The organism is Algoriphagus sp. AGSA1 (assembly GCF_021390545.1).
Classification (GTDB): Bacteria; Bacteroidota; Bacteroidia; order Cytophagales; family Cyclobacteriaceae; genus Algoriphagus.
On the sequence record NZ_JAJUWR010000042.1, the window covers coordinates 1 to 22,787 of the forward strand.

The 22,787-nt window shown below is 44.2% G+C and carries 25 protein-coding genes; 13 read left to right on the forward strand and 12 right to left on the reverse strand.

All coding sequences use genetic code 11. The features are described 5' to 3' along the window. On the forward strand, positions 1–209 hold a 209-nt coding region (locus tag LZF95_RS23260), incomplete at its 5' end, for a hypothetical protein (protein ID WP_233757724.1). Between the two features lie 826 nt (positions 210–1,035). On the opposite strand, the gene LZF95_RS23265 is transcribed toward LZF95_RS23260, so the two are convergent. The 3 genes from LZF95_RS23265 to LZF95_RS23275 all read right to left on the reverse strand — a co-directional run bounded on the left by LZF95_RS23265 (position 1,036) and on the right by LZF95_RS23275 (position 4,013). Beyond that, complete coding sequence (locus tag LZF95_RS23265; RefSeq protein ID WP_233757725.1) at positions 1,036–3,399, reverse strand: S9 family peptidase; 2,364 nt, start codon at positions 3,397–3,399, stop codon at positions 1,036–1,038. 31 nt (positions 3,400–3,430) lie between these two features. Continuing rightward, positions 3,431–3,763 (reverse strand): Hpt domain-containing protein, encoded by a 333-nt coding sequence (locus LZF95_RS23270; protein WP_233757726.1) that lies wholly within the window; start codon positions 3,761–3,763, stop codon positions 3,431–3,433. A gap of 85 nt (positions 3,764–3,848) precedes the next feature. Beyond that, a complete protein-coding gene (locus LZF95_RS23275) occupies positions 3,849–4,013 on the reverse strand; it encodes a hypothetical protein (RefSeq protein WP_233757727.1) in 165 nt (54 codons plus the stop codon). Between the two features lie 90 nt (positions 4,014–4,103). On the opposite strand from LZF95_RS23275, the gene LZF95_RS23280 reads away from it, so the two are divergent. Both LZF95_RS23280 and LZF95_RS23285 read left to right on the forward strand, forming a co-directional pair. Next, a complete protein-coding gene (locus tag LZF95_RS23280; RefSeq protein ID WP_233757728.1) occupies positions 4,104–4,259 on the forward strand; it encodes a hypothetical protein in 156 nt (51 codons plus the stop codon). Positions 4,260–4,405: 146 nt separating this feature from the next. Next, positions 4,406–5,053: a hypothetical protein gene (locus tag LZF95_RS23285; protein WP_233757729.1), complete on the forward strand. Its 648-nt coding sequence runs from the start codon at positions 4,406–4,408 to the stop codon at positions 5,051–5,053. A gap of 588 nt (positions 5,054–5,641) precedes the next feature. Here LZF95_RS23285 and LZF95_RS23290 read toward each other — a convergent pair. The 3 genes from LZF95_RS23290 to LZF95_RS23300 form a co-directional block, all read right to left on the reverse strand. After that, positions 5,642–5,830: a hypothetical protein gene (locus LZF95_RS23290; RefSeq protein ID WP_233757731.1), complete on the reverse strand. Its 189-nt coding sequence runs from the start codon at positions 5,828–5,830 to the stop codon at positions 5,642–5,644. A gap of 340 nt (positions 5,831–6,170) precedes the next feature. Next, positions 6,171–6,788: a deoxynucleoside kinase gene (locus LZF95_RS23295; protein WP_233757733.1), complete on the reverse strand. Its 618-nt coding sequence runs from the start codon at positions 6,786–6,788 to the stop codon at positions 6,171–6,173. 5 nt (positions 6,789–6,793) lie between these two features. Next, a complete protein-coding gene (locus LZF95_RS23300; RefSeq protein ID WP_233757735.1) occupies positions 6,794–7,684 on the reverse strand; it encodes a 3-hydroxybutyryl-CoA dehydrogenase in 891 nt (296 codons plus the stop codon). Between the two features lie 548 nt (positions 7,685–8,232). On the opposite strand from LZF95_RS23300, the gene LZF95_RS23305 reads away from it, so the two are divergent. Continuing rightward, the gene (locus LZF95_RS23305; RefSeq protein ID WP_233757737.1) at positions 8,233–9,069 is read left to right on the forward strand and encodes a S1 RNA-binding domain-containing protein; all 837 of its coding nucleotides are present in this window, start codon (positions 8,233–8,235) and stop codon (positions 9,067–9,069) included. Here the strand turns inward: LZF95_RS23305 and LZF95_RS23310 are convergent. Beyond that, positions 9,047–9,421 (reverse strand): arsenate reductase family protein, encoded by a 375-nt coding sequence (locus tag LZF95_RS23310; RefSeq protein WP_233757739.1) that lies wholly within the window; start codon positions 9,419–9,421, stop codon positions 9,047–9,049. The genes LZF95_RS23305 and LZF95_RS23310 overlap by 23 nt on opposite strands. A gap of 342 nt (positions 9,422–9,763) precedes the next feature. On the opposite strand from LZF95_RS23310, the gene LZF95_RS23315 reads away from it, so the two are divergent. Continuing rightward, positions 9,764–10,258: a YkgJ family cysteine cluster protein gene (locus LZF95_RS23315; RefSeq protein WP_245405184.1), complete on the forward strand. Its 495-nt coding sequence runs from the start codon at positions 9,764–9,766 to the stop codon at positions 10,256–10,258. A 46-nt stretch (positions 10,259–10,304) separates the two neighbouring features. Then, the gene (locus tag LZF95_RS23320) at positions 10,305–11,237 is read left to right on the forward strand and encodes an ROK family protein (protein ID WP_233757741.1); all 933 of its coding nucleotides are present in this window, start codon (positions 10,305–10,307) and stop codon (positions 11,235–11,237) included. On the opposite strand, the gene LZF95_RS23325 is transcribed toward LZF95_RS23320, so the two are convergent. Together LZF95_RS23325 and LZF95_RS23330 are read right to left on the reverse strand one after the other, a co-directional pair. Beyond that, positions 11,218–11,604, reverse strand: a complete 387-nt coding sequence (locus tag LZF95_RS23325) for a hypothetical protein (protein WP_233757742.1) — start codon at positions 11,602–11,604, stop codon at positions 11,218–11,220. The genes LZF95_RS23320 and LZF95_RS23325 overlap by 20 nt on opposite strands. 3 nt (positions 11,605–11,607) lie before the next feature. Next, the gene (locus LZF95_RS23330; RefSeq protein WP_233757743.1) at positions 11,608–11,973 is read right to left on the reverse strand and encodes a hypothetical protein; all 366 of its coding nucleotides are present in this window, start codon (positions 11,971–11,973) and stop codon (positions 11,608–11,610) included. Positions 11,974–12,088: 115 nt separating this feature from the next. Between LZF95_RS23330 and LZF95_RS23335 the strand changes: the two genes are divergently transcribed. The 6 genes from LZF95_RS23335 to LZF95_RS23360 all read left to right on the forward strand — a co-directional run bounded on the left by LZF95_RS23335 (position 12,089) and on the right by LZF95_RS23360 (position 18,876). Beyond that, entirely contained in the window at positions 12,089–12,583 is a 495-nt protein-coding gene (locus LZF95_RS23335) for a DNA topoisomerase IV (RefSeq protein ID WP_233757744.1), read from the forward strand. A 23-nt stretch (positions 12,584–12,606) separates the two neighbouring features. Beyond that, positions 12,607–14,505 (forward strand): DNA topoisomerase IV subunit B, encoded by a 1,899-nt coding sequence (locus LZF95_RS23340; protein ID WP_233757745.1) that lies wholly within the window; start codon positions 12,607–12,609, stop codon positions 14,503–14,505. A gap of 100 nt (positions 14,506–14,605) precedes the next feature. Further along, positions 14,606–15,235 (forward strand): SatD family protein, encoded by a 630-nt coding sequence (locus tag LZF95_RS23345; RefSeq protein WP_233757746.1) that lies wholly within the window; start codon positions 14,606–14,608, stop codon positions 15,233–15,235. Next, entirely contained in the window at positions 15,219–15,515 is a 297-nt protein-coding gene (locus tag LZF95_RS23350) for a hypothetical protein (protein ID WP_233757747.1), read from the forward strand. The genes LZF95_RS23345 and LZF95_RS23350 overlap by 17 nt, the downstream gene beginning before the upstream one ends. A gap of 15 nt (positions 15,516–15,530) precedes the next feature. Further along, a complete protein-coding gene (locus LZF95_RS23355) occupies positions 15,531–18,146 on the forward strand; it encodes a DNA gyrase/topoisomerase IV subunit A (RefSeq protein ID WP_233757748.1) in 2,616 nt (871 codons plus the stop codon). Between the two features lie 19 nt (positions 18,147–18,165). After that, on the forward strand, positions 18,166–18,876 hold the full coding sequence (locus LZF95_RS23360) for an RNA methyltransferase (protein ID WP_233757749.1): 711 nt from the start codon (positions 18,166–18,168) through the stop codon (positions 18,874–18,876). An 83-nt stretch (positions 18,877–18,959) separates the two neighbouring features. On the opposite strand, the gene LZF95_RS23365 is transcribed toward LZF95_RS23360, so the two are convergent. Next, positions 18,960–19,565, reverse strand: a complete 606-nt coding sequence (locus tag LZF95_RS23365; RefSeq protein WP_233757750.1) for a hypothetical protein — start codon at positions 19,563–19,565, stop codon at positions 18,960–18,962. A gap of 356 nt (positions 19,566–19,921) precedes the next feature. Between LZF95_RS23365 and LZF95_RS23370 the strand changes: the two genes are divergently transcribed. After that, on the forward strand, positions 19,922–20,374 hold the full coding sequence (locus LZF95_RS23370; RefSeq protein ID WP_233757751.1) for a hypothetical protein: 453 nt from the start codon (positions 19,922–19,924) through the stop codon (positions 20,372–20,374). Positions 20,375–20,463: 89 nt separating this feature from the next. On the opposite strand, the gene LZF95_RS23375 is transcribed toward LZF95_RS23370, so the two are convergent. After that, entirely contained in the window at positions 20,464–21,483 is a 1,020-nt protein-coding gene (locus tag LZF95_RS23375; RefSeq protein ID WP_233757752.1) for an AraC family transcriptional regulator, read from the reverse strand. Positions 21,484–21,976: 493 nt separating this feature from the next. Further along, positions 21,977–22,504, reverse strand: coding sequence for an RNA polymerase sigma factor (locus LZF95_RS23380; RefSeq protein ID WP_233757753.1), 528 nt, complete (start codon positions 22,502–22,504; stop codon positions 21,977–21,979). Positions 22,505–22,787 lie beyond the last annotated feature (283 nt).

Genomic DNA, 22,787 nt, shown 5'->3' on the forward strand with positions numbered 1-22,787 from the left:
TTAAGGAGTTAAAGGAATGCCAATTAAAGGCAATCAAAGATCATAACACCCGAAGAAAAAAGAAGGCTCTGGGAAATATCTCCCCGGTCCAGTTCCGAACATTGCTGAAAAAAGACAAGATTTCCACCAATTATAACTTAAAACTCAAACCAAGAATACCCGAGCAACCGAGGAAAAGGAATGAAATCAAAATACAAATTATAACTTGACACTTGACAGATAAGTGACAACCATTTTCAGGCAAAGTCATAGTATCAAGTAGCTAGTATCAAGTATCAAGAGCCAAGAAGCCAGAGCCAAGAGGAAATTGAGGATTGGCCAGTAATCAGTCTCAGTTATCAGGACTGAACCCTGTGAATTGAGGTTGAGATTTTCCTGATCTTTCAATATTCCAATTTTGAATTTTTCAATCCAAATAAATCGCCCGGCCATTAATGCTTAGTATCAAGTAGCTAGTATCAAGTATCAAGAGCCAAGAAGCCAGAGCCAAGAGGAAATTGAGGATTGACCAGTAATCAGTCTCAGTTATCAGGACTTGTGAATTGAGATTGAGGCTTTCCTAATTTTTCAATATGCCAATTTTTGAATTTTTGAATCCAAGTAAATCGCCCGGCCATTAATGCTTAGTATCAAGTAGCTAGTATCAAGTATCAAGAGCCAAGAAGCCAGAGCCAAGAGGAAATTGAGGAGTGCCAGTAATCAGTCTCAGTTGTCAGGCCTTGTGAATTGAGGTTGAGGCTTTCCTAATTTTTCAATATGCCAATTTTGAATTTTTCAATCCAAATAAATCGCCCGGCCATTAATGCTTAGTATCAAGTATCAAGAGCCAAGAAGCTAGAGCCAAGAGAAAATTAAGGAGATCCCAGTAATCAGAACCAGATAACTGAACTAAAAAACAAAACCCCTCAGATCTTTCCAAGGGGTATTTTGCTGATTTGAGGTTGAGACCTTCTTAATCTTTCAATTTTCCGATTTTCCAATTTTTGAATCCAAACCATCCGTCATCCGACATCCCTCATCCAACATCCCTCATCCCTACTCCTCCAAAAGGGTTTCATTGAACAACTTCAAAATCCTCTTGTACTCATCCGTCCAGGAACTTGGCTCCACAAACCCATGGTCTTCCACCGGATAAATTGCCATTTCCCAGTTATCTTTTCCCAATTCTATGAATCGCTGGGAAAGCCGCACCACGTCCTGAAAATGCACATTCACATCCACCATACCATGTGCCATCAGCAAATTGCCTTTCAGTCCCTCGGCAAAATATATAGGAGAGGAGCGTCGGTAAGCAATGGGATCCTCCTCCGGTGTGTTCAGTATATTGGAGGTATAACCATGGTTGTAATGTGCCCAGTCGGTCACTGAGCGTAAAGCAGCTCCGGATTTGAATGTCTCAGAAGCGTTGAATAATGCCATCAACGTAATAAATCCTCCATAACTGCCTCCGTATAAACCTACACGGTCCGGATCTACGCCATGGGAAGCAATAAGGTATTTTACGCCATCCACTTGGTCGGATAGATCTTTACCCCCCATGTGTCTGTAGATCCCGGTTCTCCAGTCTCTTCCATATCCGGCAGAACCACGGTAATCAATATCCAATACCGTGTAGCCCAAATCGGCCAGCAGGTTGTGGAACATGTATTCCCTGAAGTAGCTGCTCCACCATTTGTGTACATTCTGCAAATAACCCGCTCCATGTACAAACACCACTGCAGCCCCGTTTTTTTTGCCCGGTTCGGGCAGGTAAAGCCTGGCCGGAACCTGGGCGCCGTCTTCTGCAGGAAACCTTACAAGCTGGGGTTCTCTCCAGTTATATGCCTTGAATTCATCACTTTGTCCCTGGGTCAGCTGTATGGCCTGGCTCCCGGATTTATTGTCCTGAAGGTAGAGCTCTGCTGGTTTATTGCTGTAGGAATGGATTATGGCCAGTTTTTTCTCGTCCGGCGATAGGGATACCTCATTATTCCCTGTCATGGAAGTAAGCTTTTCCATTTTCCCGCCCATAACAGGCATTTTATAGAAGTGACGCTCCCCGGGATCCACTTCGGAAGAGGTGAAATACCAGCTTTTTTTGTCTTTGGAAAGGAAAGGATCGAATACCTCGAAACTCCCTGAAGTCAACGCTTTCTTTTCGCCAGACTTCGTGTCCAATAAGTATAGGTGGGAGTATCCGCTTTCCTCGGATTGAAAATAAATGTGTCTGCTATCTGGCAACCAGCCTAAAGTACCTCCATAGTAAGACCTTCCTATCCCCGGACCCGCTATCCATGCCTCATCTCTCTGACGGTCTAGGGTGTTTAGTTTTCCTGTTTTTAAATCCACCGCCGCTATCCATCTGTCCTTGTTGTCATTCGAACTGATATTTACTATTGCCTGCTTCCCATCTGGCGAAAAGTGCAGACTGGAAAAGGCAACCTCCCTTTCTTTCTCCTCCCAGGTTTTTTCAGGGTAGTCCTTTACATAATCAGGCAGATCCTTGATTCCCGGAAGTTCTGACGAATTGATGAAATACACCGTGTCACGCCGTAGATCATAGATCCCTACTTCCACCTTAGCGGGAGTAGTCCCAACCTTAGAACGGGTATTAAGGTCAACTGTATAGCCTGACGCATCTACGTAATCGGGGACCTTGGTATTCTTATTGTCGGAAGAGGTATAGCTAGTGAATGAAGCAAAGTTGCCATCCGGGGATAACTGCAAATTCACAGGGGATTTTCCTTCGGTGTAATATACGAACGCATTTTCCTCCGTCTTGTCAAAAGAATCCCGGTATTGGGTTCTCAATTTATCTTTTTCCTTCCTCTCCCTTACCACCCCGAGCAGTTCCAGGTTTTCTGTTTCCAGCCAGGGAGTTTTCTCCTCACTTGTTTTATCCTTAGGCTTGGACTCAGTGGAGATGTTGGTGACTTTTCGCACTGTATTGCCAGCTCTGTTGTAGATGTAAATATTGCTCTTCGACGAGAAGGCTATTTCCTGCTCATCCGCCAGAAATTTGGGATTGGAGAAATTCTCCGGCCACTCCATCAGCATCTGGGAGCTCTGCTTGCTTAGGTCTTCCAGCATCAGTCTTTTTTCATGGCGGTAAACTCTCAATGTCCTGCTAGGATTATAAGCCGCTTCATCCCGTTTTTTTGATCTCAATTCCCCCCAATCCACCTTGGAGATGGTGTTTTTATCAGAAATCCTGATTTTGTAGAGGGAGTCGGCTGGATCTTTGTCCCTGTTGTATTGGAAATAGAGAGTTTGTGAATCATCGCTCCAAGAGGGTCTGGAGGGGAAAGTGCCCATCCAGGCAGGATCTCTCATGATGTGTTCCACACTTAATTCGGATTGTGCCTTCGCTTCCATGAAAACTATGAAAAGCAAGGACAGAAAGAGTAATTTTCTCTGCATGTATAGTTGGGTTGGTTTAATGATCAATTAGTTAAATCGTGTCCAGAAAGGATATCAGTTCTGATTCTATCAGGGTAAGTTTGTCTTGGAGTTCCTCATTCAATGCTTGGGAGGTTTCCGGCTTGTTTTCTATGGACTCAAGGATTTTACGGACCCGTTGGGCGCCTATGTAACTCATGCTAGGTTTAGCTTTATGACAACGCTTTTTGATGGCAATGAAGTCTCCTTTTTCATAGAACATGGAAAGTCCCTTTAAATCCTGAACGTTGGTGTCCAAGATTATCTGGATCATCTCTCTTATCATTTCGGGATCATCGTCCCCAAAGTACTGATAAATTGCTTGCTCGTTGATGAGTTGATACATAATTGGATGAAAAAGGCTCTAAACTGTAAAAAGTTGGTTTGGCATGTATTCTAAATTTAATCACATTTTTTAAAATTGCATAAAACTAAGCCGAGGAGTTTGATTTTTTATTTAATATGTATATCCGCTTTTTTGGCAGTAAAACAATAAAAGCATCATAGGATTCGGAAAACACCAGCGTCAAGGCCACTTCGGTCACCCGTCTTCTGTCTTCCGTCCAGTAAAGCAAAGAGAATATGGTTACTGGCATGATTGCGGATAATCACATTTTTTAAATTAAAAAGACACTTTCTGACCCGATTGGCTAATTTTGCGATACGCTAGCTAATCGAATTGCATAATGCAGAAAAATAAGAAAATCTTTCTCATCCTGTTTGTGATTTTCATGTTGATCATGTGCTGGATAGGATATGATATTTCCCAGAGAACCACTTTCCCGGGATCCAAAGGAAATCTGGAACAAAGAATAGGGGATGACCTGAATAAGGATAAATAATCCCACTGCCCGAAAACATATGCAAACGGGACAGGATCGTAAAGTCCTGTCCCGTTTGCGCCTCCTTATCGGAAACTATCAGATAAGCACAAAAAATAGTCTAATCGAACGTGAGTCGGCCGAATGGCCGTACAAATATCAGATTCATGGATAACCTAATGACCCGTCAACTTGAACTCATCCTACGTGAGGGGGAAGTGGATTTTGAACGGGACTTTGAACTGGAGGTAGTGCCAAAATACCTTGATGAAAAAGGACATGATTGGCTTTCGGAAATCTATAGGGATCTGGGTGGGCTTGGTCAAGCCCCTTTGCTCAAAAAGTTGAAATTTGATTTCAAGCTCGGACGGAATTTAGTACTGTATGATGAGGAAATCCACTTCAATAGATATAGGTTGATTTCCTATAAGTCAGGATTATATTATGAAATGAATTTTCCTTTTGCTGAAACCCAAAAGAGACTCTGCCGGACCTACGAAAAGGATTGCCTGAAAGTCGGTCTGCAACAAAGGATCTGGAACGGGGCTCCACTTGCCAAACATAGTTTTGGGGAGGCCGGTGAACCTGGGGATTTCTCCGGGAACGGGGCTTCGGGCTGGAAACTTACTGCTTACAATGATGCGCAGGTGGATTTACAGACGAGGATTCATGGTTATAAGCTCTTCCGGATCACACCTTATGAAACCTTGATGACAGGAGGATCCCTTAAACGGCTTGATCAATTGCTTGTCAACCCTAAAGAGGAGCAAAGAACGATGCTGCTGAACTGGTTCCTTAGGAAATTCAATGGATAGGTAGCTTGCTCCTGACCCTTGAAAATTGATCATTGATCCTTGACCATTATAATTTCTCTCTCCGCCACCATTCGTGTCTAACGAGTGTCGTCTGATTAAATTATTCAGCAGACTTCTCTTGCGTACTATTGCTCTTGATTCTAGGTTCTGATTTTTCAATGGTCATTGAAAATTGGCCATTGACTATTTCTGCCAGCATTCATGTCACGAATGGCATTTGATAGTATGCAGAGGTCTTGTTCTTTGCCCAGGGTTGCGTCGTGCCTCTTTACCGGATCAGTCTTAAAAGTTGGTGGGATAAAAATGCTTGACTATGCAAATAACTTTTGTTTGGCCAGATAGTCACCTAGCTCTCATAGTATTTACTGGAAATTAGGAAACCCCAGCTCCAGGATTAATCCAGAATTTACCGAACGTGCCGTTGGCACTTTTGGCGGATTCATCCGGTTTCACAACCCTGAATTTCGCTTTGCTGCATTCAGGACATTTGTTGTGCCTTTGGCACAAACACTCAAATCAACGAAAACTGGCAAAATGATTTTCCTTGCCAAAGGCAAGGCCTGTAAACGTCCAGAATGCAATTCTGGGTTACTGAAGCAGATATGTTTTCAGAGTGCCAACGGCACGATCAGTAATGTAAAGGGATTTGTGATCAGCATCCCAAGCCGTAGGATTTAAAGTAGGAGAATAGATGCTGTAGGTATTCCAGTCTCCTGATTCCCCTGCCCACTGCGATTGCACACTGTGACTTTCTTTCCATCCAGTATCGGTCAACATGACGTCCCGAGAGTGGAGCAATTCGGGAACGAAGTGATTCGGGAAGTATAGCGATATCGGGAAGGGCAATGGCCTTTTTGTTATTTTACGCCGGGTTAAAACCCGCCGCTCCGCCACGGCGGACGAGGTATAAAATCTACGATGCCTGCCTGCCCTCCGGGAGGCGGGCCTACCGGTCCTTTAGGTTTCCACAGGATTTTGAAGTTCAACCAATCTAAACTTTCACCACACTGCACAGATTAACCTTTAACCTTTAACTATTAACATTTAACACCCAACACTCGTCACCCAACATCAGACACCCCACACCGGACATCCGTCACTCCACACCCAACCTCCTCTAAGAAAACAACCCAAATATCTCCCTCTCCACCTTCTCCAACACCAATGAGAAATCCCCAGGATTCTCCACAAAATCAAGGTTATTGACGTCTATGATCAACAGTTTGCCTTCCTTGTAGCCAGCTATCCACTCTTCGTAGTGGGTATTGAGATTTTTTAAGTAATCTATGCGCATGGCCGTCTCATAGCTTCTTCCCCTTTTCTCGATCTGCCCCACAAGCTTTGGGATATCTGCCTTGAGGTAGATCAGGAGATCGGGAGCTTTCACATGGGCTATCATGCTGCTGAAAAGACTCTGGTAGTTCTGGTAATCACGCTCCGTGAGCAACTTGCTTTTATACAGGTTCTCCGCAAAGATATAGGCATCTTCATAGATGGTCCTATCCTGAATGGTAGGTGTACCACGCTTCTGTATTTCCTTGAGCTGGTTGAACCTGGAATTCAGGAAATACACCTGAAGGTGAAAAGCCCAACGCTGCATATCATCATAAAAATCAGGAAGGTAAGGGTTGTCATCTACAGCTTCGAATTCAGCCTTCCAACCATAATGCCTGGCTAGTTTTGCGGTAAGGGTGGTTTTTCCACTGCCTATATTTCCGGATACGGCGATATGCATTTCTTTTATTTTGAGAAGCGTGGGGAAACAACTGAATCTTTACTCCCGGGGATGTATTTGTAAAAACCTTCAGCGGATTTCACCCCTTTATATCCAGCCTGTACCATGTTGACCAGCAAGGGGCATGGGGCATATTTAGGGTTACCAAAGCCCTCATGAAGTACTTTGAGAATGGAAAGACATACATCCAGACCAATAAAATCAGCAAGCTGCAATGGCCCCATGGGATGTGCCATGCCCAGCTTCATCACGGTGTCTATTTCCTGCACCCCAGCCACTCCCTCGTAGAGGGAATATATAGCCTCATTGATCATAGGCATCAGTATCCTGTTGGCCACAAATCCCGGATAATCATTTACTTCCACCGGGTCTTTGGACAACTTCACGGATAACTCCATGATTTTATCTGTCACCTCATCCGAAGTCGCATAGCCACGGATCACTTCCACCAGCCTCATCACTGGGACAGGGTTCATAAAATGCATTCCTATTACCTGCTCCGGTCGATGGGTGACAGAAGCTATTCTGGTAATGGAAATGGAAGAAGTATTGCTGGCCAGAATCGCTTCTTTGGGACTGTATTGGTCCAGTTGACGGAATAGGTCCAGTTTGATTTCCATAGTTTCAGTCGCTGCTTCCACGACCAGATCGGCTGATTTCACCCCTGGCTCCAATTCGGTGAACGTGTGGATTCTAGCCAAGGCCGCGGTTTTTCCCTCTTCCGAAATCAGCTCTTTGCTTACCTGTCTGTCCAGGTTTTTGGTGATAGTGGTCATGGCTTTCCCCAGAAGCTCCTGCTTGATGTCAATCAGGCTCACTTCATAGCCATGCTGGGCAAAAACATGCGCGATGCCGTTTCCCATGGTTCCTGAACCGATAACTGAGATGTTTTTCATAAGAAAGTGTGTAACGTGTAAAGTTAAAACTTGGGTTTATTTCAACTGAACGGAACAGTTGAGGAGCCCAAAGCTAATCCTGACTGTTTCCAAATCCAATTTTTTACCCCATACTATGCATCAGGGGTCATAGCAGCCTGCCCTGATACTTTTGTGGGAAGCTTCAATTTCTTTTGTCTCAAACCTCCCATTTGCTGTAAAGCTATTTCTGCAATTCACCCTCCCTTTAAAATCCCGTAATTACTGACTATGCATATCGGCATAGAATTACTGACATTTGATATGATTAAAGGTGTTTTTCAGTGGCCATATACCCACTTATCATTTGACAGGAAATCTCGCACCTGACTGCCTTCGGGCAGGTGCGAGACAATCATTCCTATGTGTGAAACTTAAGTCCTGTCTGCCTAAAGTGCGGTAGGCAGGCTCGATTTCTTATGCTAACTTTGTAGTAAAATCATATACGGATCCCTCTTATAGTAACTATTCTGTAAGTTGTTCAGGGGCTCCTTTGACGCCCAGGCCATAAAAAGATAAATTACATACCCATGAAGGAACTCGGTTTAATTTCAAAATTGCCCATCAACAGATTTACAGACTTCGGTGCTTATCTGGCCTTGAGTTCCGGAGAAGAGCTTTTGCTTCCCAAAGGCTACCTCACAGGTGAGGAGAAAGAAGGCGATGAACTGGAAGTGTTTGTCTATACGGACAGTGAGGATCGCCCGGTGGCGGTTACCCAAAAGCCACTGGCACTTCTGGATGAATTTGCCGTGCTGGAAGCCAAGGAAGTCACTTCCTTCGGCGCGTTCATGGACTGGGGCCTGCCCAAGGATCTCTTTGTGCCAAAAGCCGAAATGGGCAAAAACATGGAAGTAGGAGAGAAATACCTGGTCAAAGTCTGTGTTGATTATAAAACCAACCGGTTGATAGGCGTCAGCAAGTACAAGGATTTTCTTCGATTGGCTCCCTTGGATTGGGAAGCTGGCAAGGAACTGGAAGGAGTTGTTTTTGAGGAGACTGAACTGGGATTCAAAGTCTTGATCGATGATGAGTACGAAGGGCTACTTTACAAAAATGAAGTTTTTCAACCTTTGAGACTGGGAGAAAAACGTAAAGTGTATATCAAAAAGAACAGGGAAGACGGGAAGCTGGACTTACAGCTACTGGCACCGGGCAGGGTAAAATATGACGAGGGATCGGAAAAAATACTTGGGATTTTAGAGGAGAAAGGGTTTTTGCAACTGCATGACAAGTCTGCCCCTGAGATGATTCAGGAGCAACTGGGAATGAGCAAGAAGCACTTCAAACAATGCATTGGACAACTTTATAAAGCAAAGATGATTCAGATTGAACCCGATGGGATCAGGCTAAATGCATCGAATTAAGCTTTAATATATCAGTGGGCGTTTGGCATAACACCGCGCTTCCGCGAAGACTGGCAATAGGTGCTTTGATCAGATTGGGATATTTTATCAGGATATTCAGCCAGCTTTCATCATCCCAGTTTTTGCCGGCTATGTGCCGCTGATAATCGGGACTGGCCCTGTTGAGCAGATCCTTGGCTCTTAGGTTTAGCTTGATCAAGAGACTGTGCCATTGGGTAGCGGTGAGCCTTTCCTTGCTTAGGTCTATGGTGTTGACAAATTGGGCTACGGATTTGGCATAAGCCAGGGTCTGTTTGTCCACTACCTGGGAAGGAGAATGATAGAAATACAATTCTGAAGGGTGGGTTTTCATGGCTTTTTTGGTTTATTTACTTATTAATATACTGAAAATCTACAGTTTATAAAAGAATTGATGCTAAAATAATATATTCAAGCTTGCCTGCCAGAGGTAGGAAGCTGGTATCAAGAGGCTAGTATCAAGAATAAAGAGACTAGAATCAAGAATCAAGAGACTAGAGCAGAGCCAAAAATCAAGATTTAATTAAAGTGACAAACATCCAACATCTAACATCCGACACCGGTCATCCTACACCGGACACCGGTCATCCGACATCCTACACCGGTCACCGGTCATCCGACAACCGGACTCCCGTCTCCCCTCTATCAATAACTTAAAACAGTACTTCTAAGAACCTTGAAAATCAATCTTGAAAATTTCAGAAAAGAGAGCAAATCGGAATATTCTTCTCACCTGAGATTGAAGGCTAGGTTGAGAAAAATCAAGCCAAAAGTCTTGGATGAAAAGTTTGAAAAACTGCATGGAGAGGCTTTCGAAGAGATAGATTGCCTGGACTGTGCGAACTGCTGCAAAACGACGAGTCCTATTTTCCTCAATACTGACATTGACCGCCTTGCAAAAGTGTTCCGTATGAAAAGCAGTGCTTTTATAGAGGAGTACCTGCATAGGGATGAGGAGGGTGATTTTGTCCTGAACTTTTCTCCCTGCGTTTTTCTGGGTACCGACAATAAGTGCCTGGTCTATGAAGACAGGCCTAAGGCATGCCGGGAATATCCCCACACAAACCGCAAGAAAATACACGGTGTTCTGGAGCTTTCCCTTAAAAACACACTTGTCTGTCCCGCGGTTTTCAAAATTTTCCAGCAGATTGGGAAGGATTATAGGAAGTAATACTTTTCTTTTGCTTTTTTGAAACCGTAAACCTATTAATAAAACTATGCAAAATCAGGAAGCGCATTTCCTTGGAGTGGACGTGGGGGGAACTCACTTGAAGATTGGCCTTGTGGATAGAGGGGGCAAAATTATAGACTTTGTGAAAGAAGATACCACTTCTTACCGTGATCATCCTGAGGGTTTTGGGCCGGCTTTTATCGCCGGTCTGGAGAAGTATCTGTCTAAGTATCCGCAAGTAAAAAATGTGGGGATCGGTCTGCCGGGTATGATCTCAAAAGACAGGACAACAGCACTGGAAATTCCTGCCATACCTTCACTCAATGGGTTTAACCTTAAGGGTAATCTGGAGCAGAAGTACCCTAAACATGAATTTTTCCTGGAAAATGATGCCGCCGCGGCCGCAATAGGTGAATTTTATTTTGGAAAGGATGACCCCTCCCAGAATTTTCTCTTCATTACCATGGGCACAGGCATCGGCAGCGCCCTGGTACTGGACGGTCAGGTGTTCAAAGGTTCCCGGGGCAATGCCATGGAGATGGGCCACATGCTTTCCAAAGGTGCCGCCAGACTGGAAACCCTGGTTGGCAGACAAGGGATTCTCAATATCATGTCTCGGCTTATAAACGCTTATCCGGAAAAAGCAGGGGAGTTGGTAGGGGCCGAACTGGGCACGCATTTACTGGTGGATACTGCCAAGGCAGGTAACCCGGTATCGCTGATGGTTTTTGAGGAGGTGGCGAGAATATTGGGCGAAGCCATAGTTTCCGCCATCAGAATCCTCGATGTGACTGATGTGTATTTTGGGGGAGGAATCTCCGCAGGACTCGAGTTTATGATGCCTACCTTGGACCGCACCATTAAGCAATACCTTAGCCAGTACTACAGCAAGGACCTGGTCTTGAAAAAAGCAACCCTTGAAAACAACGCCGGCACACTGGGTGCCGCCGCCCTATGTTTTATGGATTCTGGTCTGTAACGTTCACTTCGGACACCTTACTGATGGCATTTAGCCGAAAAAGAACTCTTAGGGGTTCTTTTTCGGTTTTTACCCCCTTGCAGTCCCCGCTGGGTTCCAGGAAGTAAAAGAAAAAACTCTGGCTTTTATCCACCAGCTCTACCCGGTCTGGACGCCCGAATGTTTTGATCAAAGCCTGATTATCCACTCCTAAAAAGGTGTGCTTGATCCGCTCAAACTCTTCCAGATCCTGGATTCTCAGTCCTTTGCAACCGTATCTATCGGATTTCCAACCTTTCATGTCCATAGTTCCTGTATCTCTTTTGGAACTGCAAGAGATAGTAATGACGAGGAATAGTAGGGCAAAATACAACAGGCTCTTAGGCATAAGTCACATGGAAATAGAATGGATATCTGATTTAAGCTGCTGGTTTTTCCAGAGCCAAAAGAAGGAGGCAAGGCAATAAATAACCAAAACCACCCCCAGAGCCGGCAAAGGTAAAAGAGTTTGGGCTAAGAAAAAGACTAACCCAGCAAATGCCAGTATCCTTGCGATCTCCTGTGGGGCATACCAGGCTCTTTTCTCAAAAATCCCGGAAAAGCTAACCGTGGTCCAGACAATGAGCAGGCTTAGCAGCACTTCTGGCACCCAGGTGAAAGTGTCCACCTTAAATAGGAAAAAACCTGTCAGGATCATTTCTATGGCCATCAGGATGAAATACACCGGGATTGCGATCACTACGGGACTGAGGTTCATTATTTTGGGAGTTTTGGCGAAGCCAGTTGTCAAAGATAAAGATAAAAGGATCATCGATAAGTCGGATTCAGTTTGTCCAAATCCTTTATATTAGCGGATTCAATTCCCCTTCATTATGTATTACCGATTCGGAAAAGCCTTTTATTTTCTCAGTGTTGCCTTGTTCATTTTCTTGCTGCTCTACTTTTACTCTGCCATGCCGGAGCATGTGGGGTACAGTTTCGATGAAGGTGGACTTTCCGGGGATAGACTGAGTAAAAGCTTCTTTTTCTATGGAATGATAGGGCTTTTTATTGTCATGAATGTGATCGTGCTGCTGCCGCCCAAACTCCTGGAAACAGGCAATCACAAGGGACTGAGCAGGGTTTTTCCCAAGGGAGAGTCCTACAGGGATTTTTTCCTGGCATGGTTTTATTCGTTCGGAGGTATGCTGAATATGAGTTTGGTCATGCTGGTGTTCTACACACATGCGATCAATAATCAGGAGGAAATAGCCGCAAGTCAGTTCAAACTCTTCTTTTATCTGTTTCCCGCACTTTTCGTGGGGTGGGTAATCGGATTATTTGCTATACTGGCAGGCAAATTCAATCAGGTCAAAAACAAGTCTTGAGTATAATTAGCATCAATTAGAATATGGCTGGAGAAGTAAAATATACAGAAGACAGTATCAAATCCCTCGATTGGAGGGAACATATCCGGCTCAGACCGGGGATGTACATTGGTAAATTGGGAGATGGTAGCGCACAGGATGATGGGATCTATGTGCTCGTAAAAGAGGTGCTGGACAATTCCATCGATGAACACATGATGGGCTATGGCAGGACCATAGACGTCAAAATCTCTGAACATAAAGTAGAAGTAAGGGATTACGGTCGGGGTATTCCCTTGGGAAAAGTGATAGACTGCGTGTCCAAGATCAATACCGGTGGAAAGTACGACTCAGGGGCTTTCCAAAAGTCCGTGGGACTGAACGGCGTCGGTACCAAAGCGGTAAATGCCCTGTCGGATTTCTTTAAAGTACAGGCTTATCGAGAGGGTGAAACCAAAGTAGCGGAATTCGAAAAAGGCATTCTGGTCAATGATCCCCCGGTCACCAAGTCTTCTGACCGCAATGGCACCAAAGTGGTTTTTTCCCCTGATGGAGGCATTTTCAAAAATTATCACTTTATCCCGGAATACCTGGAAAACCAGATTTGGAACTATGCCTACCTGAACGCAGGCCTGACCATCAATTATAACGGCAAAAAATATTTCTCCGACAGGGGGCTTTATGACCTGCTATCCAATAAAATCGACGAGGAAAGCCAGCGCTATCCCATCATTCACCTGAAAGGAAATGATATAGAAGTGGCCCTAACCCATTCCAATCAGTATGGGGAGGAATATTACTCCTTTGTCAACGGTCAATACACCACTCAGGGAGGAACCCACCTGGCCGCCTTCCGTGAGGCTGTGGTCAAGACTGTCCGGGAGTTTTTCAAGAAAGATTATGATGCCTCAGACATTCGTCAGAGTGTGGTGGCCGCTATTTCCATCCGTGTACAGGAACCTGTCTTTGAATCCCAGACCAAGACAAAGCTGGGCTCCCAATCCGTAGGGCCTGACGGGCCCACCGTACGGACCTTCATCAATGACTTCCTCAAGACAGAGCTGGACAATTACCTGCATAAAAACCCCGCGGTCGCAGATGCGCTTCTGAAGCGTATCCTACAGTCCGAGCGTGAACGAAAGGAGATCTCCGGCATTAAGAAACTTGCCAATGAGCGCGCCAAAAAAGCCAACCTCCATAACAAAAAACTAAGGGACTGCCGCGTCCACTATGATGACCCCAAAGCCAAAGAGGATGTAAAGGCGAATACCATGCTCTTCCTCACTGAGGGTGACTCAGCCTCAGGATCCATCACCAAGTCCCGTGACGTACAGACCCAGGCTGTGTTTTCTCTTCGTGGAAAACCCCTCAACTGTTTCGGCATGACCAAGAAAGTGGTCTATGAGAATGAGGAGTTTAACTTACTACAGCATGCCCTGAATATAGAGGATGGCATAGAGAATCTTCGCTATAGAAAGATCGTGATCGCCACGGATGCCGATGTGGATGGCATGCATATCCGGCTGCTGATCATGACCTACTTCCTGCAGTTTTTCCCGGATCTGGTCAAGAACGGCCATTTGTTTATTCTGGAAACACCTTTGTTCCGGGTAAGAAACAAGAAAGAGACAATCTATTGCTATACCGACGAAGAGCGGCAGCGGGCGATTCATAAGCTGGGAAACAAGCCTGAGATCACCCGATTCAAAGGATTGGGAGAGATTTCCCCTGAGGAATTCGGTGGATTTATCGGGGAAGATATTCGGTTGGAGCCGATCATATTGAACAAGGAGACCAAAATAGGGGATCTGCTGACATTCTATATGGGAAAAAATACACCTAACCGGCAAAATTTCATTATCAAAAACCTCAAAATCGAGAAGGATTTGGCTCTCGAAGACCCTAAAAAGGAGGAAGTTGAGGAGGATAATGAAGCTGCTTAATTTTTGCACAAAAGACGCAAAAAAATTAATTATTGCATTTTTTATGCAATAATTAATAGGATTGTATTATGTTTACAGTGAAAATTGTAGATAGTAGTTTATGAGAGAATGGATAATAATGGGGGATGTGGTCAACAGCAGTAATGCGGATCAAATAGCCTTACAGAAGAATTTCGCTCAGCTAATCAAAATGATTAATGAATCATTCAAAGAGGAATTGGCTTCTCCATTGACTATCACGCTCGGGGATGAGTTTCAGGGTATTGTGAAATCTCCAGAAGATGTAGCTTTCGTTCTTGTCGCTTTGGAGGAATATAGATGGCGGCTAGAGCTTCCTATTTTGATGCGATATAGTGTGACTTTGGGAGAAATAGATACCGAAATAAACCCAGTCATCGCATACGGAATGCTTGGTTCGGGGCTGATGGAAGCCAGAGAAGCACTAGTGGAGATGAAATCAGCGGAAGACAGACTGGTATTGAACGGCGACTTCCCTAGGAAGCGTCAAATGGCTTTGTCTCTCAATCTTTTGCTAGAATTGCAGGAGCAATGGAAATGGAAGGATAGAGATATTATCAATGGATACTTCCTATACAAAGACTATAAAAAAGTAGCTGAAGTACTGGGTAAGGATATATCGTTGATGTGGAGAAGGTTTAAATCACTGGATTTCACTTCTTACCAGAAAAGAAAAAAGCTTGTCAATCTGATATATGGAGATAGGGATTAGATTTATTGGATTTTATCTGGTGTCGGAAATACTGGCATATTTCATTTTCAAGCTGGTACGGATGAAATATCTGAAAAATTATGGTTCTCTACGTCCCATGTGGAATGGAATCATAGAGAGGATATTCATCTGGCTATGCCTGACAAGCGGTATATATCATGGCTTGGTATTATTTGGAGCTTTGAAAATCGGCACAAGAATCAAAGCAGATGAAGATAAAATTTCAAATGATTATTTCCTGATTGGAAAGATTGGTCTTATTGACTTTCCAATGCTATAAATACTGGATTATACTATGAGTGAAGAAAACAATTTGCCTAAGAACGAAGACGACTCCATGCACACTTCTGTCCCGGTGACAGGAATGTACAAGGAGTGGTTTCTGGATTATGCCTCTTATGTAATTCTCGAGCGGGCGGTCCCTGCGGTGGAAGATGGTTTGAAACCCGTACAACGTCGTATCCTGCATGCCATGAAGGAAATGGACGACGGCCGCTTCAACAAGGTGGCCAATATCATCGGCCAGTCCATGCAGTTTCACCCGCATGGTGATGCCTCCATAGGGGACGCCATAGTCAATCTCGGACAAAAAGACTTGCTGATAGAAACCCAGGGCAACTGGGGTGATGTACGCACGGGAGACCGGGCGGCGGCGGCCAGATATATTGAAGCCAGGCTCTCCAAGTTCGCGCTTGAGGTACTCTTCAATGCGCAGACTACCGAGTGGCAACTTTCCTACGACGGCAGAAAAAGAGAGCCGGTCACACTTCCAGTAAAATTCCCTCTTCTACTTGCCCAGGGAGTAGAAGGTATTGCCGTAGGCCTCTCCACCAAGATCCTTCCCCACAATTTCTGCGAATTGATCCTCGCATCTATAGAGATCCTCAAAGGAAACAAGACCAATGTGCTTCCTGATTTTATCACGGGAGGATTGGCCGATTTTTCCGAATACAATGAAGGGATCCGTGGGGGGAAAGTTAAGGTTAGGGCAAGAATTGAAGAGGAGGATAGTAAAACCCTTCTGATCAAGGATATACCTTATGGGACTACTACGGATTCCCTGATCGATTCTATCCTCAAAGCCAATGATAAGGGGAAGATTAAGATCAAAAAGGTGGTGGACAACACTGCCAAGGACGTAGAAATAGCCATCCATCTCGCACCGGGCGTGTCCCCTGATGTGACCATAGATGCCTTGTATGCTTTTACGGACTGCGAAGTATCGATTTCTCCAAATGCCTGTGTGATCATCAAGGACACTCCGATTTTCCTTACCGTAAACGAGATCCTGGAGTATAATACCAAGCAGACCAAAGCTCTCTTAAAGCGCGAACTTGAAATCCGCAAGGGGGAACTGATGGAGAAGCTGCTTTTCTCCTCTCTGGAAAAGATATTCATAGAAAACAGGATCTACCGGGATATAGAAGAATGTACTACCTGGGATGATGTCCTGAAGGCGATAGATAAGGGACTGGATCCCTATAAACCCGATTTCTATCGCGAGATCACCACGGACGACCTTGTCAGACTGACTGAGATTAAAATCAAACGTATTTCCAAGTTCGATACCTTCAAGGCAGATGAACTGATGAAACGCCTTCAGGATGAACTGAAGGAGGTAAATCACCATCTAAGGCATCTTACCGATTACGCAATAGCCTACTATCAAAACCTCCTGACTAAGTATGGAAAGGGGAGGGAGCGTAAGACTGAAATCAGGACTTTCGATGCTATCCAGGCAAACGCGGTAGCTGCGACCAACGCCAAATTGTATGTAAACCGTGCGGATGGCTTTGTGGGCTATGGTCTTAAAAAAGACGAGTTTGTCTGCGACTGCTCTGATCTGGATGATATCATAGTGATCCGTAGGGATGGTGTGTGTATGGTATCCAAGATCCAGGAGAAGAATTTTATGGGCAAGGATATTCTGCATGTAGCGGTTTTCCGCAAGGGGGACGAACGCATGGTCTATAACCTGATCTACCTGGACGGAGGAACCGGACGTGCTATGGTGAAGCGGTTCCAGGTGTTGGCAGTGACCCGTGACAAGGAGTACCTGCTTACCAAAGGGAGCAAAGGAAGCAAAGTGCTCTATCTTACCGCTAATCCAAACGGGGAAGCTGAGATCATTACCGTATATCTTACGCAAGGGGCAAAAGCACGGGTGAAGGTCTTCGACTTTGATTTTGCCACCATAGAAATCAAGGGCAGGGGGGCTGGTGGAAATATCCTTACCCGACACCCTATACGCAAAATCCAGTTGAAAATGGAAGGTGTCTCTACACTGGGCGGACTGGATATTTACTATGATCCTATCGTGGGCAGGTTGAATACCGATGAACGGGGCAAATTGATCGGGAATTTTCTCGGAGATGATCGGGTGCTGGTCTGCTACAAAAGCGGGGATTATGAGTTGACCACTTTTGAGTTGACCAACAGATATGATGTGGACAATGTGTTGTTGATAGAAAAATTTGATCCTGATAAAGTGCTGTCAGCCATTTACTTTGATGGAGGTAGTAAAACCTATTATATAAAGAGGTTCCAGATAGAGACCACTACCTTAAACAAGAATTTCAACTTTATTTCAGATCATAAACAATCCTATCTGAAGCTGATTTCCACAGAGAAGCAACCTCAGGCACGGGTTACCCTTGTCAAGGGTAAAGAGGAAGAAGTGATGGAGTATGATTTGGACATGCTGATTGACATAAAAGGCTGGAAAGCGCTGGGGAATAAGCTAAGCACCTATCAGGTCAAAGATCTCAGCTTGATAGAATCAAAAAAACAGCAAGAGTCCAAAGACCAGAAAACTGAAGGTGAGAAGGGTACTGATGATGAGCTGGAGATTGGGTCCACCATAGACTTATCGGTGAATAAAGACGACGAAGATCAACTGGGACTGTTCTAAGCAGCTTCATACGATAGGAATGGAGGAGAAAAGTACCTTAGATAGTATTGATCAGGGCTGGCTGGATTATTTGGGCCAGTACATCACTGCCCACAAGAAAGCGGTGATGGAAAAAGTCCTGGCCCAAAGAACCCGCTTCCTTACGGTAGTGCTGGAGGATATTTTCAAACCGCACAACGCCAGTGCTGTTTTGCGCACCTGTGATTGCTTTGGTATTCAGGATGTGCATGTCATCGAGAAAGTAAACAGATATAAAATCAATCCTTACGTAACCCGTGGGGCTTCGCAGTGGGTGGATCTGCACAAGTACTATACCCCAGAAGGATCAGCGGTTCAGGATTTCTTTTCCAGTCTGAGGGAGAGGGGGTATAAAGTGTATGGAACAAGCCCTTTACCTGGTTCTGTTTCAATCTATGATTTAGAACCGGATCAGAAGCTGGCCTTGGTTTTTGGGAATGAACATGAGGGTATAAGCCAGGAAGTAAAAGATAATGTGGATGGATTGGTACATATTCCCATGCTGGGATTTACGGAGAGCTTTAATATTTCCGTGGCAGCATCCATCTCCCTTTATGAGCTTGTCAAAAAAGTCAAGAACTACAATCACCCGGACTACTATCTCACAGAAGAGGAAAAACAGATCTTGAGGATGAAATGGTATAGGTCAGTGGTAAATAGGGCTGATCTGCATGAGAAGGCGTACTTGGGACGCCCTGAAAACAACCAGTAGCAAACCAAAAGCAGCTCGTTGATAGCCTCGCCCTTGTTCAGGTGGTCGGTTTTCAGACAAGTCCTAGCGGCGGACAAAAAACCTTAATTCTTCTTCTTAAACAATGAGTTGATCTGTTCGCTGAATGTAGGTTGTTGGGCTCTCTTTTTGGCTTTTTGACGCTTTCTTTGCCTTTTCTTCTGCGCTTTGCTTTTGACCAAAACCATACGTGCGGATAGCCCTACTTGTCCTCTATAGAATTCTTCCCTGCCAGCTAAATTGATATTTGGTTTGTAATCCAGTGACACGACGGTGTTCAACATCGTCAACTCCAGCCCTCCTATAAGGTCAATTCCCGTAGTGGTATTCCCATAGGTGTGCAGGATTTGCCTGCTTTCCGGATCTTTCACAAAGCTTTCCTCCACACCTAGGGAGGGGCCAACGCCATAGTAATAATTGAAACGCTTGGAAATAATGGGATGGTGCTTCTCCACAAGCACTGACATGGTAGTGTTCAACTTAAAATCCGATTGTAACATGCCCTCAAGAGAAAGCCGCTTCCCGATCCTCTGCTGGGCGGTCACGCCTACTGTCCTGTATAGATTGCTGTTTCCAAATCTCAAGCCCACCGCAGTACCATAACGCTGGGCCTCGGCGATGGAATGGGTTGCGAAGAACGTGAGTACAAAGAGTGTAACAGATAGTTTCATAGACAAGTACAATAGGAATGACCCTTGGTCAATAACTATTCCAATTTTAGAGAAGTGTGGGCAGATAGAAAGTATCAAGTAGCTAGAATCAAGAGTTCAGAACCAAGAGTCAAGAGTACAGAGCCGAATCAAGCTTACTTTCCTGAGGCTTGAATCAGACCTTGTAGCTTTTTAACTTTAACCTTCAGCTTTCAGTCATTGCTACTTCTGTCTTCCGTCTTCCGGCATCCAACACCCTTCCCTTCGTCACCAAACCGTTAATACTTGTCTCTAAATCGACACCCCATTTTATAAAAAGCCTGTAATATGCGCATCCGTTTGGAGAGCGGGCTTACAGTTAAATTTCGATTTGTTTAATGAAAAACGTCTTTATAGTTTTTTCCGGAGAATACCTCTTGATGGAAATTGCTTCTAAACAGTTGGAGGGAACATTGCCAGTGTTTAGGATTGAAGGAGTATTTGGGGACAGGGAAAAAAGTGAGGCTTGGATGAAATCCCACGTTTCAGGCAAGGTAAATTCCATGTTAAGTATTCTGGAACTGCCTTTAAATCCAGAGTTTGGCCAAATGGAGAAGGGGATGCAACTCTTCAGCATACGAATGGATAAGAACCTTAAGATTATAGAAATCAGCTTAAACCAGGGAAGCACTCTTCCTGAAGGGAAACTTTATAGTTATGAAATTTTGGAAGACGGCACGGTAAACGGCTGCTTCTGGGCCAGGGATTTTATTGATGCCTGCAAACTCGCCTATATCCGTGTAAAGGAAGATAGTGTCAAGAATGCCAGGGGTAATACCTCTTTGTCTTAGCTATACTCAGGTGACTTCACTTAGCGAACTTAATGATTGAAATCTGAGCATTGATGTGAGAGAATTGCCCATCGAACATTGCCCATAGATCATCTGCCTCTATGCTTCTTTCTATAGTTGGAAGGTGTGTCGCGGAAGGTTTTCTTAAAGAGTTCCGTAAAGTAACTCTGACTGCTAAATCCCACTTTATCCTTAATTTCCTGAAGACTGTCAGAAGTATTGATGAGCAGGTCCTTTGCCAGATTAAGCCGTAGCGTCTGAAGGTATTCATTGGCGCTTTTCCCAAAGAAATGGCGGAATCCGCTTTGGAATTTCCTGGGACTTAGCCCAACCCGCTGGGCTATGGTGCTCAGGGAGTCCAGGGAATCCAGTTCAAGCTTCATGATTTCCACAGCTTCCTGTATGGCATGGGCTTCCGATTTGCGTAGGATTTTATTGTCCGAATTGATGTCCGTGTCATCATCATATTGTATGAGTTGATGTATCAGCATGCGGTAGGACTGGCTTTCCAGGTAGATCTTTTTGATCAGATGGTCATACTCCTGGGATTTCATGTCTTCAAAGATCTCTGCCAGAACTAGACTGTATAATCCATTGTAGTAGAAGGAATTGCTCGCTTTTTCGTCCTTGAAAATTTCCCTTAGATTTGGCTTCGTCCTCTCCAGTTCACATGACCTTGTGGAGTTGAATTTGCTTCGGTCAATTTCCAGACTGTAGATTTCTGTCAGCACCTGCTCCTTAAAATTCAAAATGTGTCCGTTGTGATCCTTACTGGCTACAATTATGTTTTGGTATTGTTGAAGATGATGTTTCTGCTGGTCCTTTTCGAAGTGATGGGTGAGATCCCCATTGAGACAAAACAGAAACTTCAACGGATGGGTCTTGTTCACCGTAAAATGCATTTCTACTTCTTGGTGAAACAGACATTTGTAAATCAATAGTCCCAGCCCCCCTTCAAAATTTATCCCTTTGATGCTTCCTTCTCCCCATTCTTCCGGTATATGAACAATATATTCACCACAATCCTGGCTATATTCTGTACCCAGACCGTGGGCTATGTCACTGATAACCTCCTTAAGCGGCAACGAATGGATCTCGAGTTTTTTCATAAGGACGGCAAGGTAGTAAAAATCACTAGTTAGTATCACATAGCTAGTAGCTTGAATCTTGATTTTGTCTACCGGTCAGGCAGGCTTGTGACTTCTTCAATGCAGTCTTCAGACTGCTATATTGTGAAATTGAAATGGAAGTCAGGAGACTTCACTACTGTAGATCCAAGTCTGAAGACTTGAACCAAACGGGGTATCACATAGCTAGTAGCTAGAATCTTGATTTTGTCTACCGGTCAGGCAGGCTTGTGCCTTTTTCAATGCAGTTTTCAAACTGCTATATTGTGAAATTGAGATAGGAAGTCGGGAGACTTCACTACTGTAGGTCCAAGTCTGAAGACTTGAACCAAACGGTTCTGAAGACTTGAACCAAACGGTCTTCGCTCACCTCACATCCAACATCCAACACCGGACATCCGACATCCATCATCCAACACCGGACATCCGTCATCCATCATCCACCACCGGTCATCTACCAACGTCCCATTCAAACCTATGTCAAATAACTCCTAAGACTAAGTCTGGCCTTGATCAGGTGGTTTTTTACCGTGTTTTTTGAAATCAACATTCGATCTGCGATCTCCTGATAGGATAGATTGTCGAAGTAGGAGAGTTGTATCACTTTTTTTCTTTGCTCTGTAAGCATTTCCATCGCCTCCTCCAATTTGTTCAGAAGCTTCTCCTCCTCAAGCTTCAGCTCTACACTGCTTTCTATCCTGCCCTCATAATATTCATTGGCCTTTCTCCGGCTTACACTCAGTCGCTTGAAATAATCCCTGACCTCGTTTTTGGTGATGGTAAAAACATATGGGCGAATTGCCTGTGCCGAGTCCAGTTCCTTTTTTCTTCTTAAAATTTTTAAAAACACATTATGAAAAATCACCTCTGCTTCCTCGGCATCCTTTATTAAGGTGATTACAAACTTGACCAATAAAGGTTTGTAATAATGATAAACTGCTTCAATCGCCTCTTGTTTGCCTTTTTTAAAATCCTCAATAGTAGCTGTAGTAGGTTCTTTCATGTGATTATAATTTGAGTTTTATAGGCCACATCTGCGCCTGCCGGTAGGCTCGATTTCATATGGCTATTTATTTTTTCCTCTATAAATTTTGGAAAAATAGCCTTATCGAAGGACGTAAATCACGTATTTAAATCCTCAATTTGCGAATTTTTGAAATCGGTTAACTCTTAATAATCAGTATATTATATTTATGTTAAGCTTATAGGGCAACCTTAGATGTGGGACCTGCTGAAAAAAGCCGCCAAGCTATCATTGCGGATGGTTTTTATGATTGTATGTTTCA